Raw genomic sequence first — 18,444 nt, forward strand, 5'->3', positions numbered from 1 at the left:
TCCGATGAAAAACCTGAAAAACAAAAGTCTCTTCCGCGAAGCTGGCCTGATTGGCGGCGAATGGGTCGCGGCCGGCTCCGGCAGGACGGTCGATGTCATCGATCCGGCAACCCAGGTGGCGATCGGCACGGTCCCCGACATGGCCGGTCCGGAGACCCGCGCTGCCATCGAGGCCGCGGCTTCCGCCTATGCCGACTGGAAGAAGAAGACCAACGCCGAGCGCGCTGGTCTCCTGGAAGCCTGGCATGGCCTGATGCTGGCGCATCTGGACGACCTCGCGCTGATCCTGACGACGGAACAGGGCAAGCCGCTGGACGAGGCCAAGGGCGAGGTCCGCTATGGCGCTTCCTTCGTCAAATGGTTCGCGGAGGAGGCTCGCCGCATCAATGGCCACACCATCCCTTCGCCCACGCCAGACCGGCGCATCATCGTGCTGAAGGAGCCGGTAGGCGTTTGCGGCATCATCACGCCGTGGAACTTTCCCAATGCGATGATCACCCGCAAGGTCGCGCCGGCGCTGGCCGCCGGCTGCACGGTGGTGATCAAACCGTCCGAATTCACGCCCTATTCGGCGCTGGCGCTCGGCGTGCTTGCCGAGCGCGCCGGCATCCCGGCCGGCGTCATCAACATCGTTACCGGCATGCCTGCCGAGATCGGCAACGAGATCATGGCGAACGAGACCGTTCGCAAGATCTCCTTCACCGGATCGACGCGTGTCGGTTCGCTGCTGATGCGCGGGGCGGCCGACAGCGTGAAGCGGCTCAGCCTCGAACTCGGCGGCAATGCACCCTTCATCGTCTTCGACGACGCCGATCTCGACCTCGCCATCGAGGGCGCGCTGGTCTCCAAGTTCCGCAATGGCGGCCAGACCTGCGTCTGCGCCAACCGCATCCTCGTCCAGGCCGGTGTCTATGAAACCTTCGCCGCGAAGCTTTCCGCGCGCGTCAACGCCATGATGGTGGGGCCTGGCACCGAACCAGGTGTCGCCATCGGGCCGATGATCAACATGGCGGCGGTCGAGAAGATCAACCGCCATGTCGAGGACGCGCTCGCCAAGGGCGCTGCGATCATCACCGAGAAGCCCGCATTGCCCAACGGTCCTCAGTATGTCGCGCCGCTGGTGCTGACCGGCGCCACAAAAGACATGCAGCTTGCCGGTGAAGAAACGTTCGGCCCGGTCGCGCCGCTTTTCCGTTTCGAGACGGAAGAGGAAGCGATCGCGCTGGCCAACGGCACGCCCTACGGGCTTGCTTCCTACTTCTACACCGAAAACCTGAAACGCGCCTGGCGCGTGGGCGAGGCGCTGGAGTTCGGCATGGTGGGTCTAAACACCGGCTCGGTCTCGATCGAGGTCGCCCCCTTCGGCGGCGTCAAGCTGTCCGGCCTCGGACGAGAGGGCGCGCAGGCCGGCATCGAGGAATATCTCGAGATGAAGAGCTTCCACATCGGCGGGCTCGGCTGAGCGGTTTTTGCCGAAGCCGGGCCGGTTCGACGATCACTGAATCCGGTCGAGCGCCTTGTAGTAGAGGCCGACCATCGGCAGGAACCAGGGCTTGCCGGAGTAACCGGGAATGGACGGCCACTCGAGCCCCTTCATCGGATTGCGATCTTCGCGGCCGAGCATGGCATCGGCCAGGATCATGCCGAGATGGGTGGAGAGCTGCGCACCGTGGCCGGAATAGCCCATCGCGTACCAGACCCCGTCATGATAGCCTGCGCGTGGGAAGCGATCCTTGGTCATGTCGACCAGCCCGCCCCAGCAATAGTCGATCTCGACCTTGGCGAGTTGCGGGAAGATCGCCGCCAGGCCTGCCCGCAATATCTGTCCGCTTCTGGCGTCGGAGCGCTGGTCCGATGTCGCCGAGAAGCGTGCGCGGCCGCCGAAGATCAGGCGCCTGTCGGGCGAAAGCCGGAAGTAATTGCCGATGTTCATCGAGGTCACGCATGTCCGGTTGCCCGGCATGGTCTCGGCGATCTCGGCGTCGCTCAACGGCCGCGTGGCGATGATGAAACTGCCAACGGAGATGATCCTGCGGCGGAAGTAGCCGAAGTCAGGCGTGGTGTAGGCGCCGGTCGCCACCAGCACATTGTCGGCGCTGATCTGGCCTCGGGAAGTGGTGAGCTCATGCCGCTTGCCGGCCTGCTTGCGGTCGGTCACCACCGCGTTTTCGTGGATGATAGCGCCATGACGAACGGCTGAAGTGGCCAGGCCGGCCACATAGCGGCCCATATGCATCATGGCGCTCTTCTTCGACAGCATCGCGCCGTGGAAGGGTGAGCCGATGTCGGACTTGAGGTCGGCCGCCGACAGCAGCGCCGTATCCGGATCCACTTCGGCATGGAGGGCTTCGAAGTTGCGGGCGATCGCTTCAAAATGCTGCGGCTTGGAGGCAAGCTTCAGCTTGCCGGCACGGCGGAAGTTACAGTCGATGCCTTCCTCGGCGACCAGCGCCTCGATGGTGTCGACGGAGTCGTCGAGCGCCCGGTAGAGCGCGATTGCTCGCTCCTTGCCGAGCTCCGCCTTGGCCGAGAGATAGCCGTGGGCGAGGCCGTTGTTGAGGTGCCCGCCATTGCGACCGGATGCGCCCCAGCCCACCCGCTCCGCCTCCAGCACGACCACCTTGGCACCGGCCTTCGCCAGCTGGCGCGCGGCGGCGAGACCAGTGAAGCCGCCGCCGATGATGGCGGCATCGTAGTGCCCGTCGACCGGGCCTTGCGCCCCGCCGGAAAAGGCCGGGGCGGTGTCGTGCCAGTAGGAGACGAACTTCATTGGCAATCCGCCTGTTTCAGAGACCGACCACGCCTGCAAGACCCGAAATGTCCGATATCTCGACATAGCCATAGTAAGGGTTGGCCGGTTCGTGGCCACGATTGACCCAGACCTTGTTCTTGATGCCGAGATCGTGTGCCGACATCAGGTCGTAGCGGAACGAGGACGAGCAGTGAAGGATATCCTCCGGGCCGCAACCCAACCTGTCGAACATGTATTCGAAGGCCTTGAAACGTGGCTTGTAGGCCTGCGCCTGCTCGGCCGTGTAGACGGCATGGAACGGCGCGCCGAGTTTCTCGACATTGGACATGATCTGCGCGTTCATGGCGTTGGACAGGATGACCAGCGGAATCTCCTTGGCCACCTTCGCCAGGCCGGCCGGAACGTCCGCGTGAGGCCCCCAGGTCGGGACGCGCTCGTAGACCATCCCAGCATCTTCGGCGCTGAAGGCAACGCCGTTGCGCTTGCAGGCGCGCTCAAGCGCGTTATGAACGACATCGGCATAGGGCTTCCAGTCGCCCATGATCTCGTCGAGCCGATAGGCCGCGAAGCTCTTGATGAACTCCAGCATGAACGGCTCGTCGAGCCGGCTGCCGTAGAGATCGCGCGCCGCTTCCGCCATCTGGAAAAAGGTCAACGTGCCGTAGCAGTCGAAGGTTATGTATTTGGGCCTGAAGGAAGCCATGTCCGTCGATCTCCGGTGGAAAGCACATCCGTGCTGGGATGTATTTCATCATAGGATGGCAGGTGGCGACCCACCTGACCGAAATCGCCCTTCCGAAAGCAGAAAGTTCCGTATCCACCCGCTGGTTTGGCACGCTGTAGCATCCTGGCGGCCAATGAGGGCGCGTCTGCGATCTGAAGCGCATCCGCCGCGGCCAGCGTCAGCACAAGATGCGGTGCACCCGTCGCGCTACGGCGAAAGATACCGCTGAGACCGACGCCTTCAGACGATCTGCGGCGCGCCGATGGCCGAAACTTGGGGTCAGACGGAAGGATGCCTCATGCAGCAGGGCGAGATCGAACTCCGGGCCTTCGGTCCGGACCATATTGAGGGAGCGGTGTTGCTTTCTCGCCAGGAGAATTGGCCGCATCGCCCGCAGGACTGGCAGATGGCGCTGCAGCTCTCGAACGGCGCGGTCGCGCTCGACGACCAGGGCCGCGTCACCGGAACAATCCTGGTCACCCCCTACGGCATGGACTGCGCCATGATCAACATGGTGATCGTCGACAGGACAGTGCGGGGCAAGGGGCTCGGGCGCCGGCTGATGGATCAGGCCTTCGCCCTTGCCGGCGACCGTCCGCTGCGGCTCGTCGCGACAGCGGACGGCATGCCTCTCTATGAAAAGCTCGGCTTCGTGCCGTCCGGTACGATCCGGCAACATCAGGGCAGCGTTGCCAAGCTTGGTGCGCCCGACGGTGTGGAAGCCGCAGGCACCGCTGATCTCCCGGAAATCAAGGCGCTGGACCGCGACGCCTACGGCGCCGACCGAGAAACTCTGATCGATGCGCTGGCGGAGCGCGGCCAATTCGCGGTCATCCGCCGCAACGGCGCCATCGAGGCCTATGCCGCGATCCGCCCATTCGGACGCGGCGAGGTGATCGGTCCGGTCATCGCGGGAAGCGTCGAAGCCGCCAAAGACCTGATCCGCTTCTTCGCCGCCCCACGCGCCGGCGCCTTCCTGCGCGTGGATACCGGCAGCGGGACCGGCATCGCCAGTTGGCTCGAGGATATCGGCCTCGCCCATGTTGGCGGCGGCGTGGCCATGGACCGTCCACCCAAGACGAGCATGGAACAGGCCAGACCGAAAGTTTACGCCCTCGCCAACCAGGCGCTGGGCTAGTCGGAGAACAACAATGCTCGCCAATTCCCTGATTGAACTCGATCGCGCCCATCTCATCCACCCGGTCTCTTCATACCTTGGTCATGAGGCGATTGGCGTGCGCGTCTTGAAATCGGCAAAGGGTGCGACCGTGACCGATGCGTCCGGCAAGCAACTCGTCGACGGTTTCGCCGGGCTATGGTGCGTCAATGCCGGCTACGGCCACGACAGCATCGTCGAGGCGGCGGCCCGGCAGATGCGCGAGCTTCCCTACGCCACCGCCTATTTCGACCTTGGCTCAGAGCCGGCCATCCGGCTGGCCTCGGAGCTGGCAGAGCGCGCGCCGGGAGATCTCAATCACGTCTTTTTCACGCTTGGCGGGTCGGACGCGGTCGACAGCACGATCCGTTTCGTCCGCTACTATTGGAATGCTAGGGGCCAGCCAAAGCGCGACCAGTTCATTTCCATCGAGCAGGGTTATCACGGGTCGTCGGTGGTCGGCGCGGGCCTGACCGCCCTGCCCGCCTTTCACGCCGGTTTCGGCATTCCCTTTGAATGGCAGCACAAGATCCCCTCACCCTATCCCTATCGCAACCCGGTGGGCCAGGACGGGAACGCGATCATTGCCGCATCGCTCGCCGCGCTGAAGGCCAAGATCCAGGAGATCGGGCCGGAGCGGGTCGCTGCCTTCTATGTCGAGCCGATCCAGGGCTCGGGCGGCGTCATTGTTCCGCCGAAAGGCTGGATCAAGGCGATGCGCGAGCTCTGCCGGGAGTACGGCATCCTGTTCGTCGCCGACGAGGTGATCACCGGCTTCGGCCGCACGGGACCCTTGTTCGCCTGTACCGATGAGGACATCGTTCCCGATTTCATGACGACCGCGAAGGGGCTGACCTCGGGCTATGTTCCCATGGGCGCCGTGTTCATGGCCGATCATGTCTATGACGTCATCGCCGATGGCGCGGGCGCCTCGGCGGTCGGCCATGGCTACACCTATTCCGCCCACCCCGTCAGCGCCGCCGTCGCGCTCGAAGTGCTGAAGCTCTACGAAGACGGCCTATTGGAGAATGGCATCAAGGCCGGCGCCCGCCTGATGGCGGGCTTGGAGGGCCTGAGGGACCATCCGCTGGTTGGCGACGTGCGCGGCCGCGGCATGCTTGCCGCGATCGAACTGGTGGTCGACAAGCAGAAGAAGACACCGCTTCCGGCATCGGCGATGCCGGCGCGGCGCGTCTTCGACAGGGCATGGGACAACGGCCTGATCATCCGTGCCTTTGCGCATGGGGTTCTCGGCTATGCGCCGCCGCTCTGCTGCACCGACGCCGAAATCGATGCGATCGTCGAGCGCACGCAGCGGACGCTCGACCAGACGCTGGACGATCCCGATGTCCGCCAGGCCCTGGCATGACGGGCGGCGAGTACCACGCGTTTCGAAATAGCGCCGGGACAGACGATTTCGCAATTTTGTGCCGCGCCCTCACGCCTTTTCGGCGAATCCAGCGCGGGGGAAGTGCCAGACTGCGTTTAAGACAAGGCCAGAAAGCCCATGTTTCCGGGTTTTAGAAAAAGGCCAGCGCCCCGGACAGCACGGAATTTTGTTCTGTTCAGCACGATGTAATTCGGCCCTGCGCAGAGGAGAGCTAAATTTTGGCCAGGGGTTTCAGCGAATTCAAATATATGAGCTTCGACGTCGTCGGCACGCTGATCGACTTCGAAGGCGGCATCACGACCTGCTTGGCCGGGATTGCCGCCGACGCTGGCGTGTCGATCGATGGCGAAGCAGCGCTGGCCCTGTATCGGCAAGCCCGGTACATGCCCGATGCGGGCCTGTTTCCCGACGACCTCGTGCGTGTCTACATGGTCATCGCGCCGCGGCTCGGCCTGCCGGCCGAGGAGAAATACGGCGTCCGCCTGAGGGATTCCGCCAGCGTCTGGCAAGGCTTCCCCGACGGCGCGGCAGCATTGGCCGAGCTTGCGAAATCCCACAAGCTGGTTGCCATGACCAACGCTCGGCGCTGGGCGCTTGATCATTTCGAGAAGCAACTCGGATCGCCCTTCTTCGCCACGTTCACCGCCGACGACACCGGCACGGAGAAACCGGACCCGGCTTATTTCCAGAAGGTCTTCGATTTCGTGGCTTCCCGAGGCGATAGCAAGGACGACATCCTGCACGTCGCGCAAAGCCAGTACCACGACATCGGCATATCCCGGGCGCTTGGCATGACCAATTGCTGGATCGAGCGCCGGCACGCCCAGCAGGGCTATGGCGGCACAATCGAGCCGGAGCGCTTCACCGTGCCGGACTACCACTTCACCTCAATGGCCGCGTTGGCGGCGGCAGTGCGGGAAAGCCTGAAGGAACGAACCTGAGTCCAAGCCCGGAAAGCCGCAACAAGACGAGCATCCCGGAAAAACAAACAGAAAGGGGAATGATATGACCGACAAGATCACGAACTGGACCAGCGCAGACGATGCCATGGTCGAAAATGCCATTCGGCGGGGCGCGAGCCGCCGCGAACTTCTCAAGATGCTGTTGGCCGGCGGCGCCGCGGTTGCCGCGGGCAGCGTGGTGCTCGGCCGAGCCACCAATGCCGTCGCCGCCACGCCGGTTTCCGGCGGAACCTTCAAGGCGGCAGGCTGGTCGTCCTCGACCGCCGACACGCTCGATCCGGCAAAGGCGTCGCTGTCGACTGACTATGTCCGCTGCTGCTCGCTCTACAACCGCCTGACCTTCCTCGACAAGGATGGCGTCACGCAGATGGAGCTGGCTGAAAGCTTCGACAGCAGGGACGCCAAGACCTGGACCGTGAAGCTGCGCAAGGGCGTCACCTTCCACGATGGCAAGGATCTCACCGCGGACGACGTCGTCTTCTCGATGAAGCGCCATCTCGATCCGGCGGTCGGTTCCAAAGTCGCCAAGATTGCCGCCCAGATGACCGGCTTCAAGGCGGTCGACAAGTCAACCGTCGAAATCACGCTGGCCGATCCGAATGCCGACCTGCCGACCATCCTAGCGCTGCACCACTTCATGATCGTGGCGGACGGCACCACCGACTTCTCGAAGGGCAATGGCACCGGCGCTTTCGTGCTGCAGACGTTCGAACCGGGCGTGCGGTCGGTCGTCACCAAGAACAAGAACTACTGGAAATCAGGCAAGCCCTACCTGGACTCGTTCGAATTCATCGCCATCAGCGACGACAGCGCCCGCGTCAACGCGCTGCTTTCCGGTGACATCAATTTTGCGGCCGCGATCAATCCACGTGCGATGAAGCTCATTGGCGGCCAGCAGGGCTTCGAATTGTCGAAGACCACGTCGGGCAACTACACCGACCTCAACATCCGGCTCGACATGGATCCGGGCAACAAGGCCGACTTCGTGGCCGGCATGAAGTATCTCGTCAACCGCGAGCAGATCGTCAAATCGGCGTTGCGCGGTCTTGGCGAAATCGGCAACGACCAGCCTGTCTCGCCGGCGAACATCTTCCACAATGCCGACCTCAAGCCGAAGGCCTTCGACCCGGACAAGGCCAAGTTCCACTTCCAGAAGTCGGGCCTGCTCGGTCAGTCCATCCCCGTGGTCGCCTCCGATGCCGCGACCTCGTCGATCGACATGGCGGTGATCATCCAGGCCGCCGGCGCCGACATCGGCATGAAGCTCGACGTCCAGCGCGTCCCGTCCGACGGATATTGGGACAATTACTGGCTCAAGGCGCCGATCCATTTCGGCAACATCAATCCACGCCCGACGCCGGACATTCTGTTCTCGCTCCTCTACGCCTCCAACGCGCCCTGGAACGAAAGCCAGTACAAGTCGGAGAAGTTCGACAAGCTGATGATCGAGGCGCGCGGCTCGCTCGACCAGGCCAAGCGCAAGGAAATCTACGGCCAGATGCAGACAATGGTCTCCGAGGAGGCCGGCACCATCATCCCGGCCTACATTTCCAACGTGGATGCCCTCTCCAGCAAGGTGAAGGGTTTGGAGGCGAACCCGCTTGGTGGCATGATGGGCTACGCAATGGCGGAATATCTCTGGCTCGAAGCCTGAGGGGCACCTGCCGGGGGTCGGTCGGCCGGTCCCCGGCACTGCATTGCGCAAGATTGTTTGGCTGAATGCAACCGCAGGGAGCGCTTCCATGACGTCTGGGGTTCTCAACCTGGTGCTGAAGCGGCTGGGGATTGCGGTCGTCACGCTTCTGATCGTTCTGTTTGCCGTGTTTTTCGCCACCAGCATGCTGCCCGGCGACACCGCGTCGATCCTGCTCGGCCAGGCAGCGACCCCGGAAGCCGTCGCCGGCCTGCGCGATGCCATGCATCTCAACGATCCTGCAATCCTGCGCTTCCTGCGTTGGCTTCTCGGTCTGCTCCACGGCGACCTCGGCACCTCCTATGCCAATGACATGCCGGTCGCGGCACTGATCGGCGGCCGCTTCGTCAACACCCTGAAGCTGGCCGGCATCACCACACTGCTCTCGGTGCCGCTGGCACTGACGCTGGGCATCACCGCCGCCATGTTGCGCGGTTCCTTCTATGACCGCACCGTCACCATTCTTTCGATCGGCATCATCTCCGTCCCGGAATTCATGGTCGCGACGCTGGCGGTCCTGCTTTTCGCCGTCTATCTCAAATGGCTGCCGGCGCTGTCCTCGGTCAATGAGGCGCATTCGCTGACCGACCTCGTGCGCATCTATGCAATGCCGGTGATCACGCTCACCTTCGTCATCTCCGCCCAGATGATCCGCATGACCCGCGCCGCGGTGATCGAAACGCTCTCCACACCTTATGTCGAGATGGCGCTTCTGAAGGGCGCCTCACGCAGCCGCATGGTGCTCAAGCACGCGCTTCCCAATGCGCTCGGGCCGATCGTCAACGCGGTTGCGCTGTCGCTGTCCTATCTGGTCGGCGGCGTCATCATCGTGGAGACGATCTTCAACTATCCCGGCATTGCCAAGCTGATGGTTGATGCGGTCGCGACCCGCGACCTGCCGCTCATCCAGAGCTGCGCAATGATCTTCTGCCTCGGCTATCTCGTCCTCATCACGACCGCCGACATCATCGCCGTCATTTCCAACCCGAGGCTCAGATAACGATGGCGCGTGCCGTAGCCTCCCGACGATCCTTCCTGGGCCACAGCTATAATCTCGTGGGCGTCGTGGCCTCGCTGGTCATCCTGGCGTGGACGCTGATCGCCATCTTCGCGCCCACCATCATTCCCCATTCGATCGGCGACATCGTCGACGACGACTATTTCGGCCCGATGCGTCAGGGCCTATGGCTCGGCTCGGACTATCTGGGGCGCGACATGCTTTCGCGGGTGCTGATGGGCGCGCGCTACACTGTCGGCATATCGCTCGCGGCCGTCTGCATCGCCTGCTTCTCAGGCGTCGTGCTGGGGATGATCGCGGCCGTCACCGGCGGCTGGCTCGACAGCTGCCTCAGCCGCTTCCTCGACGCCATGAACTCCATCCCCAGCAAGCTGTTCGGCCTTGTGGTCGTCGCCGCGGTCGGCTCGTCGATCCCGGCGTTGATCGTGACGCTCGCCGTCATCTATATACCGGGCGCCTACCGCTTCGCGCGGGCGCTCGCGGTCAACATCAACACCATGGACTTCATAACCGTCGCCCGTGTCCGCGGTGAAAGCACAGCCTATCTCATCGGGTCCGAGATCCTGCCCAACATCATGCGCCCGGTGCTGGCCGACTTCGGCCTGCGCTTCGTCTTCATCGTGCTCTTGCTCTCAGGCCTGTCCTTCCTGGGGCTCGGCCTGCAGCCGCCGCTCGCCGACTGGGGCGCGCTGGTGCGCGAGAACATCGGCGGCCTGCCCTTCGCGGCTCCCGCCGTCATCGTGCCGTCGCTGGCGATCGCCAGCCTCACCATCAGCGTCAACCTGCTGATCGACAACCTGCCGCAGAAGATCAGGGACAGGGACGCATGACCAATCTCGTCGAGGTCAGGAACCTGAGGATCCAGGCGACGACGGACGCCGGACGGCTTGTCGAAATCATCAAGGGCGTCAGCCTCGACATCGCGGACGGCGAGATTGTCGCCCTGATCGGCGAGAGCGGCTCCGGCAAGACGACGGTTGCGCTCTCGCTGATGGGCTATGCGCGGCCCGGCTGCCGGATCATCGGCGGCGAGATCAATGTAAACGGCAAGAACATGGCGGCACTTTCCGAAAAGGAACGTGCCAAGTTGCGCGGCACCGACATTGCCTATGTTCCACAAAGTGCCGCCGCCGCATTCAACCCCTCGTCGACGATCATGGAGCAGGTCATCGAGGTCACGCGGATCCACGGCCTGATGCCACCCGAGCAGGCCCGCCAGCGCGCGGTCGAACTCTTCCGGGCCTTGTCGTTGCCAGATCCGGAAGGGATCGGCGCGCGTTATCCGCACCAGGTTTCGGGCGGGCAATTGCAGCGGCTGGCGGCGGCCATGGCGCTCATCGGCGATCCCAAGCTGATGATCTTCGACGAGCCGACGACGGCACTCGACGTGACGACGCAGATCGACGTGCTGAGGGCCTTCAAGTCGGTCATGCGGGCGGGCGGGATAGCTGGGGTCTACGTTTCCCACGATCTCGCGGTCGTCGCCCAGATCGCCGACCGCATCGTCGTGCTGAAGGGCGGCGAAGTGCAGGAGACCGGCACCACGGCGGCGATCCTTTCGGCTGCCCAACATCCCTACACGCGCGAACTGCTGGCCGCCTTCGAACCTAGGCCTCGGCAAGCCCATGCGGACGCGGATGCCGGGACGAAAGAGCTGCTGCGTATCGACAATGTGACCGCCGGCTATGGCGCGGTACGGGATAACGGACTGCCACTGATCCGGGCCGTCGATTCCGTCAGCCTGGTCGTCGAGAAGGGGCGCAATCTCGGCGTCATCGGCGAATCCGGCTGCGGAAAATCGACGCTGGCGCGTGTCATCGCCGGCATTCATCCGGCGGCGGCCGGCGACATCATTTTCGACAGCAAGGAGCTGGAGCGCACCGCAGGAAAGCGCAGCCAGGACCAGCTGCGCGAGATGCAGATCGTGTTCCAGTATGCCGACACCGCGCTCAATCCAGCCAAGCCGGTGGAGGACATCATCTCCCGCCCACTGGCCTTCTATCACCGGCTCGACAGGCAGGCGCGCTCGAAGCGCGTCGACGAGCTGCTCGACATGGTGCGCCTGCCGAGGGGCCTGCGTTACCGCCATCCGTCAGAGCTCTCCGGCGGCCAGAAGCAGCGCGTGAACTTCGCGCGCGCTTTGGCGGCCGACCCCAAGCTCATCATCTGCGACGAAATCACCTCGGCGCTCGACACGGTGGTGGCGGCAGCCGTGATCGAACTGCTCAAGGAGCTGCAGCGCGAGTTAGGCCTTTCCTACATTTTCATCAGCCATGACCTCTCCGTCGTCGAAGCGATCTGCGACGAAATCATGGTCATGTATAATGGGCAGCGGGTGGAGCAGATCACGCCCGACAGACTGCAGGCGCCCACCCACCCCTATTCCAAGCTTCTGTTCTCCTCAGTGCCGAAGCTTGACCCGACATGGCTCGATGGCCTCGACCGCGACCCCGAGCTGGTCAGCCAGTACGGCCACCGCTAGAGCAATTCCAGGAAAAGTGTGAACGGTTTTCCGTCCGGAATTGCGTCAAAACCAATGCATGTCGCCTAGAACGTGCACGGTTCTGGGGCAACGACATGCATCAAAGCAAAGACCAAAAACGGCGGAGCCTTACCGGGGAAACAGGCTGGGCAGCGGCATATGTGCCTTGACGATGGGGGACTTCAGCACAACGAAGCTGAAATACTTGTCGATGCCGATATCCATGTCGGTCAGCCGCTCCATGATGGTCTGGTACTCGGCTATGCCGGCGGTCACGAATTTCATCAGATAGTCGTAGCCACCCGAGACCAGATGGCATTCGATGACCTGGTCGATCTTCTCCACGACAGCGAGAAACCGGGCGAAGTCCACCTGGCGGTGGTTCTTCAAGGTGATTTCGGTGAACACGGTCAGCGTCTGGCCAAGCTTGCCGATATTGATCTGCGCGGAATAGCCCTCAATGTAGCCCTCCGATTGCAGTCTCTTGACCCGCATCAGGCACGGGCTCGGCGATAAATGCACCAGCTCAGCCAGTTCCACGTTAGTAATGCGGCCGTTCTTCTGCAATTCGTGAAGAATTTTGATATCGATCCGATCCAGTTTCATGGCCGTCTCCGCAGAACGTATGCAGCAGCACAAAATGCTGCCATACCAACAGCCATCGACACTACCACAGCCCGTTGGCCTGTCCATCCAAGCGGGCAGCGCTTTGGAACGCAGCGGCTCCCGATTTTACCCGAGCGTACGGAATAAAATTCTGCTTCGGCCGCAACTGCGGCAGCGGCTGCCTGCGCAACACGGTAGATTGGCGCTTCAAGGCAGAGACACCATGCGCGCACCACTGCAGCAAATCGAGACATCCGGCGAACTGCCGAAATCCGCCGACGCGGTGGTGATCGGCGGCGGCATCGTCGGCATCTTCGCGGCCTATTACATGGCACGGCGTGGCCTGAAGGTCGCGCTTGTCGAAAAGGGCCGCATCGGCGCCGAGCAGTCCTCGCGGAACTGGGGATGGTGCCGCCAGCAGAACCGCGACGCCCGCGAGTTGCCGATGGCAACAAGAAGCATCGACCTGTGGGGCAGCTTTGCGGCGGAAACCGGTGAAGACACCGGCTTTCGCCGCTGCGGCCTGCTGTATCTCAGCAATGACGAGGCGGAACTGGCTGGCTGGGCACGATGGCGTGACTTCGCCAGGACGGCCGGCGTCACCACGCACATGCTCGACAGCGCCGAAGCCAGCGAGCGGGGCCGCGCCACGGGCCGGACCTGGAAGGGCGGCGTCTTCTCACCGACCGACGGCACCGCCGATCCGTCGCGGGCCGCGCCCGCGGTCGCCCGCGCCATCCTCAAGCTCGGTGGCTCCGTCCACCAGAATTGCGCCGCGCGCGGTATCGAGACCGAAGGCGGGCGCCTGAGCGGCGTGGTCACCGAAAGCGGAACGATCCGGACCAAGGTGGCGGTGCTGGCCGGCGGCGCTTGGGCCTCCTCCTTTTGCCGGCAGTTCGGTTTCCGTTTTCCGCAGGCGTCGATCCGCTCCTCCATTCTGTCCGTCTCGCCAGGCGCGGAAGGTCTGCCGGATGCGCTGCACACGAAAGGGATCTCGGTCACGCGTCGCAGCGACGGCGGCTACACGCTCGCCATTAGTGGACGCGGCCGTGTGGACGTGACGCCGCAGCAGTTGCGGTTCTCCTCGCAGTTCCTGCCCATGTTTCTGAAGCGGTGGCGCAGCCTCGCGCCAGGCGGCCTGCAGGGCATGCGCTCGGGCCACGAAACGCTCCGACACTGGCGGCTCGACCAGCAGACACCGATGGAGCGGATGCGCATCCTCGACCCGGTTCCGGACCAGGCAACCATCCGCCTGGCCCACGCCCGGGCGCTCGAGCTGCTGCCGGCACTGCGCCAGACCAGGATCAGCGCGACGTGGGCCGGCTACATCGACAGCACTCCGGACGGCGTGCCTGCCATCGGCGAGATCAATACCGTTCCAGGTTTCTTCCTGGCTGCCGGGTTCTCGGGGCATGGCTTCGGCATCGGGCCTGGCGCCGGGCACCTCGTCGCCGATCTGATGACCGGGTCGCACCCGATCGTCGATCCGCAATCCTATGATCCCAGGCGCTTCGACGCTTCAGCCTGGGGGAAGGTCGCCGACTTCTAAGACGCGATCCGTTCCGACAGCCAGACATGCTCTCCGGAATCCCGTTACCCTTGCCGGCGGAACCGGCCCGACTGGCCAAAGCTAAGGACGACGAAACGATCGGCCGCGTTTCGCTCTCGTCAACGCATCAGCGAGTTCCGGTACCGGCTTGCCTATCTGGTATGCTGGTATAACATGTAGATGGTATGGTGCAGGCCGGGGGACGTGGCCGGCCCGGTGGCGTGGCTGATGGGGCCGGACACCAGCTTCGTGACCGGCGAACTCATCAACATCACCGGCGGCTTCCAGGCCTATGCCGCGACCCCTGCCGCTGACGCGGTGCGGGAAGCCGGCTTGCGGGGACCGTCGAAGTGAAGCGTCTGCTGGAGGGGAAAGTCGCGCTGGTCACCGGCGCGCGGACCGGACTCGGTGCCGCGACCGTGGCTGCCCTGGCGGGGCTTGGCGCCACCGTCATTGCCTCCGGGCGCCAAGCCGGAGATTGCGGCGCGGTTGTCGATGCCGTGACAGTGGCCGGCGGCAAGGCTTGCGATTTCATGCTCGACGTCGCGGATCTGGATGCGATCCCGTATCGCGTCGCCGAAGCCCTCAAACTGCATGGGTGCATCGATATTCTCGTCAACAATGCCGCGACGATTGCGCCAATGGCGCGTCTCGCCGAGCTCGACGCCAAGGCTTTCGATGCCGCGCTGACCATCAATGTCAGCGGCCCGGCCGCCTTGACGACAGCGCTATGGCCGCATTTCAGCGGCGGCCGTATCGTCAACATCGTCAGCGGCGCGGCAAATCACGCCATGTCCGGCTGGGCCGCCTATTGCGCCTCCAAGGCGGCCTTGCTGATGCTGACAAAGTCGATCGCACTCGAAGGCGAAGCCAGCGGCATCTTGGGATTCGCCCTTGCGCCCGGACTCGTCGACACCGGCATGCAAGCCGCCATCCGCGACGCCAGGATCAATGCGGTCTCCGACATTCCCCGCGAAAACCTCGACCCGCCAGAGCGCGCGGCGCAGATGATCGCCTGGCTTGCAACCGGTTTGGCCGACGACCTTGCCGGCGACTATGTCGATGTGCGGCAGCCGGGGCTGCAAGAGCGCGTCGCCGCGGACCTATCGAACAACGCCAGGGATTGAACGGAATGAACAGAATAGATCTTGAAGGACAGGCCGCCGTCGTGACCGGCGGAGCGCAGGGACTGGGCCTGGCCTTTGCCAGGCGGATGATCGCATCGGGCGCAAAGGTGAGCCTGTGGGACATGAACGAGGCGAAGCTGGCGACGGCGGTTGCTGGGCTCGGCGATGCGGCCAGTGCAGTCGTGGTCGACATCACCGATGCCGAGGCAGTGCTTGCCGCGCACGCCCGCACCGAAAAGGAAACAGGAGCCGTCTCGATCCTGGTCAATTCGGCAGGGATAGCCGGCCCCAACCACACACTCGATGAGTACCCGCTCGACGCCTGGCGGCGCGTCATCGACATCAATCTCAACGGCACCTTTCACGTCAACCGCGCCGTCGTGCCGGCGATGAAGGCGCGCAATTACGGCCGCATCGTCAACATCGCCTCGATCGCCGGCAAGGAAGGCAATCCCAACGCCTCGGCCTACTCGGCGTCCAAGGCGGGCGTCATCGGGCTGACCAAGTCGCTGGGCAAGGAGCTTGCCGGCTACGACATAGCGGTCAACTGCATCACGCCGGCGGCTGCGCGCACGCCGATCTTCGACCAGATGAAACAGGAGCATATCGACTACATGCTGTCCAAGATCCCGCGTGCTCGGTTCCTGGAAGTCGACGAGGCGGCAAACATGGTCGCCTGGCTGGTCTCCAAGGAAAACAGTTTTACCACCGCATCGGTCTTCGATCTGTCAGGCGGTCGCGCCACCTATTGATTTGCAAACCACCTAAAATCGCGGCAGCGCACGCCGGATTGCTGAAGCCGGACGCCGGGCCGGCGCGGAAGTGATAAAATCGCACAGATCAAACACTATCGTTGGACGCGTCCCAACGTTCGATCCGACCCTGCCAGTAGACGGTTTCCTTCCCGTCGATTTCCCAGGCGACCTCTCCGGCAAACGGAAGCCACATATTGCCGTGACGACGATAGTCGGAGAAACGGCCGCGCCACGGAGTTGGCAGGATTGGTGCCGTGGCCGCACGCGGCCTATCGGGCGCAAACGCACCGGCAATCCTTCCGTCACTGTCGAGGCTGAGCGTGACTTCGGCCGCTGTCTCTCCTACGCCGGCGCTCACGGCCAGCCTGTCGGGACCGTCTTCACGCCAACGCAGGGTGGTATTGAAGAGAATAGCGTCGGGCGCCCAGGCAAGTTCTGCAAGATATCGCATCAGCTCGCCGCGCATCAGCGCCGACGAGTGCTCGGCGCGGGCGATCGGGATGACCCCGAGCGCCATGACATCCAGCCGCCCCTGGCCGCCCTTCAACGCATCGCGCACCGAGATCATACCGAAGGGACCAAACCGTGCCCGCCAGTCGAAGGCACATTCGCACGTGGAGACTGTTTGTGTTGCGGAAAATGACATCCAGGACGTGGCGCCAAGCCGCTGTTTCATCCGTCCGGTTTGCTTGAGCTTGACCGTCGTTCGGCTCATCTCGGGACTGGCGCCGAGTCGGCGGGCCAGGTCATAGACAGCGGCTGGCAACCGCTTCCTGATCAGAAGATCATCCTCAGCCATCATGCGGCCTTCCTCTATGTTGACTCACTGCTCCACCTCGCGAGCGTGGCCGCTATCCCGCCCACATAGAGGGTCCCGAAGATCAGCTTGTTGTGACGCGCGAGCCATTCCGGAAGATAGATGTCGAAGTTATCGCGTCGGTCGCCGGTGTAACCCGCAGCGACGGATGTGAGGGGGCATTGCCATCCGTTCAGGACCAGCACGAGCACCTCTACCAGGACGACGCCGATCGACAGCGCCGCTTGGAAAAAGTCGCCCCGCAAGGCGGACACCCAGATCACGAGGATGCATGCGACGAAAAAAGCCCAGACGACAGTGTGAATGGCCTTGATTGTCACGAGCCGTGCCGCCGATGCGGGTGGGCTCTGAACGGGAGCGTTCAAGATATGATTACACTTTCCGCTGGCCGGCGCGCCGAGAAGGGGAGTGCTGCTCCGTAACCGAAGCGCATGACGAGGTCGGGACGTCGCCCGGGCATGCCGACAAGCGTCGCCAGTTCCGGCCGCAGGCCTGCGACTTCGACCGGCTGATTGATGAAAGCATGCTTAAGGCCGAGCGCGGTGGCCTGCAACGCGAAGCGCTGGCAGGCGCGGCCTGCCAGAACCCAATGCTCGCGGTCTTCCTTTTGGGCGACGAAGACGGCGACGCCGGCCGAAGAGGCGAGATGTCGAGCGTATTTTTCGTTCTCGGCTTTGGCTTTGAAAACGAGATCGAACATGACCCGACCAAGCCATTCCGGAAGGGCGGGATTGCCGGTTGATGCGCTGAAGAGACCGTCACCGGTTGCGATCGCTTGCCGGGGGCTGAAGCGCAGCCAGGTCTTCAGTTCCCGCACGAACGCGGCGTCGGCGATCTGCGCATTGTTGCCCGCGACGACCAGGTCGCGCACGCGGTCGATCCGTGGCCGATCCGTGATAAGAACGAGATCGATGCCCGGCAGGGTGGCCGCAGCAGAAAGCGTCCGCAAATCGCCGCTGCTGATGGCTTTGCCGTCATAGTCGCCACGTGTCGATTGCCGTTTCGGGATCGCATCGAACAGCTCCGGCTCTAAAGGCGACCCGCTGCCGAACGCGAACATAACGGCACCGTCATTCGCCGGGTTGAAACTGAGTTCGCCCGGCTTTCCACGCGCGCTGCCGGCGATGGCCAGGTTTTCCGCAGCGCAACCGAGACTGGCAAACAGATGATGATTGTCCGGGTCGACGATCGCGATCCGTCGCGCCATGTCGGGCAGGATTTCTATCCCGACATCACTGATCTTGAACTGCCACGGTTGGGTGTTGTGGCTGTTCGCCGCGAGCGTCGCGTAGCGGATCAGGTCGCTCATCCCCGGCGCTTGTTCCAAAGCTAAGCGGGTCGCGGCCACGGAGGCGTTGTATTCCGCCATCGACCCCATGCTTCGGAGCCCCAAACAGGTTGCTCCGACACCGG

General features: G+C 63.6%; 18 protein-coding genes. 12 read left to right on the forward strand and 6 right to left on the reverse strand.

All coding sequences use genetic code 11. From position 1 onward, the window contains the following. The first annotated feature begins 4 nt into the window (after positions 1-4). Positions 5-1,462, forward strand: coding sequence for an NAD-dependent succinate-semialdehyde dehydrogenase (locus ACZYHG_RS31150; RefSeq protein ID WP_464611859.1), 1,458 nt, complete (start codon positions 5-7; stop codon positions 1,460-1,462). A 33-nt stretch (positions 1,463-1,495) separates the two neighbouring features. On the opposite strand, the gene ACZYHG_RS31155 is transcribed toward ACZYHG_RS31150, so the two are convergent. Next, positions 1,496-2,770, reverse strand: coding sequence for an NAD(P)/FAD-dependent oxidoreductase (locus ACZYHG_RS31155; protein ID WP_464611860.1), 1,275 nt, complete (start codon positions 2,768-2,770; stop codon positions 1,496-1,498). Positions 2,771-2,786: 16 nt separating this feature from the next. Next, positions 2,787-3,455 (reverse strand): haloacid dehalogenase type II, encoded by a 669-nt coding sequence (locus ACZYHG_RS31160; protein ID WP_464611861.1) that lies wholly within the window; start codon positions 3,453-3,455, stop codon positions 2,787-2,789. 319 nt (positions 3,456-3,774) lie between these two features. On the opposite strand from ACZYHG_RS31160, the gene ACZYHG_RS31165 reads away from it, so the two are divergent. The 7 genes from ACZYHG_RS31165 (at position 3,775) to ACZYHG_RS31195 (ending at position 12,177) form a co-directional block, all read left to right on the forward strand. Then, positions 3,775-4,614 (forward strand): GNAT family N-acetyltransferase, encoded by an 840-nt coding sequence (locus ACZYHG_RS31165; RefSeq protein ID WP_464611862.1) that lies wholly within the window; start codon positions 3,775-3,777, stop codon positions 4,612-4,614. A gap of 13 nt (positions 4,615-4,627) precedes the next feature. Beyond that, complete coding sequence (locus tag ACZYHG_RS31170; RefSeq protein WP_464611863.1) at positions 4,628-6,001, forward strand: aminotransferase class III-fold pyridoxal phosphate-dependent enzyme; 1,374 nt, start codon at positions 4,628-4,630, stop codon at positions 5,999-6,001. A gap of 269 nt (positions 6,002-6,270) precedes the next feature. Beyond that, positions 6,271-6,963: an HAD-IA family hydrolase gene (locus tag ACZYHG_RS31175; RefSeq protein WP_464614833.1), complete on the forward strand. Its 693-nt coding sequence runs from the start codon at positions 6,271-6,273 to the stop codon at positions 6,961-6,963. A 64-nt stretch (positions 6,964-7,027) separates the two neighbouring features. Next, complete coding sequence (locus tag ACZYHG_RS31180) at positions 7,028-8,638, forward strand: ABC transporter substrate-binding protein (protein WP_464611864.1); 1,611 nt, start codon at positions 7,028-7,030, stop codon at positions 8,636-8,638. Positions 8,639-8,726: 88 nt separating this feature from the next. Beyond that, the gene (locus ACZYHG_RS31185) at positions 8,727-9,677 is read left to right on the forward strand and encodes an ABC transporter permease (RefSeq protein WP_027059577.1); all 951 of its coding nucleotides are present in this window, start codon (positions 8,727-8,729) and stop codon (positions 9,675-9,677) included. Between the two features lie 2 nt (positions 9,678-9,679). After that, on the forward strand, positions 9,680-10,525 hold the full coding sequence (locus tag ACZYHG_RS31190) for an ABC transporter permease (RefSeq protein ID WP_464611865.1): 846 nt from the start codon (positions 9,680-9,682) through the stop codon (positions 10,523-10,525). Then, positions 10,522-12,177, forward strand: coding sequence for an ABC transporter ATP-binding protein (locus tag ACZYHG_RS31195; RefSeq protein ID WP_464611866.1), 1,656 nt, complete (start codon positions 10,522-10,524; stop codon positions 12,175-12,177). The genes ACZYHG_RS31190 and ACZYHG_RS31195 overlap by 4 nt, the downstream gene beginning before the upstream one ends. 129 nt (positions 12,178-12,306) lie before the next feature. Here ACZYHG_RS31195 and ACZYHG_RS31200 read toward each other — a convergent pair whose 3' ends face one another. Then, positions 12,307-12,783 (reverse strand): Lrp/AsnC family transcriptional regulator, encoded by a 477-nt coding sequence (locus ACZYHG_RS31200; RefSeq protein ID WP_027033867.1) that lies wholly within the window; start codon positions 12,781-12,783, stop codon positions 12,307-12,309. Between the two features lie 223 nt (positions 12,784-13,006). Between ACZYHG_RS31200 and ACZYHG_RS31205 the strand changes: the two genes are divergently transcribed. The 4 genes from ACZYHG_RS31205 to ACZYHG_RS31220 all read left to right on the forward strand — a co-directional run bounded on the left by ACZYHG_RS31205 (position 13,007) and on the right by ACZYHG_RS31220 (position 16,211). Beyond that, positions 13,007-14,332 carry an NAD(P)/FAD-dependent oxidoreductase gene (locus ACZYHG_RS31205; RefSeq protein WP_464611867.1) on the forward strand — a complete coding sequence of 442 codons (1,326 nt, stop codon included), beginning with the start codon at positions 13,007-13,009 and terminating at the stop codon, positions 14,330-14,332. A gap of 228 nt (positions 14,333-14,560) precedes the next feature. After that, positions 14,561-14,686 carry a hypothetical protein gene (locus ACZYHG_RS31210; RefSeq protein WP_464611868.1) on the forward strand — a complete coding sequence of 42 codons (126 nt, stop codon included), beginning with the start codon at positions 14,561-14,563 and terminating at the stop codon, positions 14,684-14,686. Then, positions 14,683-15,459: an SDR family NAD(P)-dependent oxidoreductase gene (locus ACZYHG_RS31215; RefSeq protein ID WP_464611869.1), complete on the forward strand. Its 777-nt coding sequence runs from the start codon at positions 14,683-14,685 to the stop codon at positions 15,457-15,459. The genes ACZYHG_RS31210 and ACZYHG_RS31215 overlap by 4 nt, the downstream gene beginning before the upstream one ends. A 5-nt stretch (positions 15,460-15,464) precedes the next feature. Further along, entirely contained in the window at positions 15,465-16,211 is a 747-nt protein-coding gene (locus ACZYHG_RS31220) for an SDR family NAD(P)-dependent oxidoreductase (RefSeq protein WP_464611870.1), read from the forward strand. A gap of 88 nt (positions 16,212-16,299) precedes the next feature. On the opposite strand, the gene ACZYHG_RS31225 is transcribed toward ACZYHG_RS31220, so the two are convergent. The 3 genes from ACZYHG_RS31225 to ACZYHG_RS31235 are packed head-to-tail and all read right to left on the reverse strand — an operon-like array spanning position 16,300 to position 18,400. Continuing rightward, the gene (locus ACZYHG_RS31225; protein WP_464611871.1) at positions 16,300-17,016 is read right to left on the reverse strand and encodes a DUF6920 family protein; all 717 of its coding nucleotides are present in this window, start codon (positions 17,014-17,016) and stop codon (positions 16,300-16,302) included. A gap of 11 nt (positions 17,017-17,027) precedes the next feature. Next, positions 17,028-17,351, reverse strand: a complete 324-nt coding sequence (locus tag ACZYHG_RS31230) for a hypothetical protein (protein ID WP_464611872.1) — start codon at positions 17,349-17,351, stop codon at positions 17,028-17,030. A 41-nt stretch (positions 17,352-17,392) separates the two neighbouring features. Next, a complete protein-coding gene (locus tag ACZYHG_RS31235; RefSeq protein ID WP_464611873.1) occupies positions 17,393-18,400 on the reverse strand; it encodes an Acg family FMN-binding oxidoreductase in 1,008 nt (335 codons plus the stop codon). Positions 18,401-18,444 lie beyond the last annotated feature (44 nt).

The organism is Mesorhizobium subarcticum (assembly GCF_055456085.1).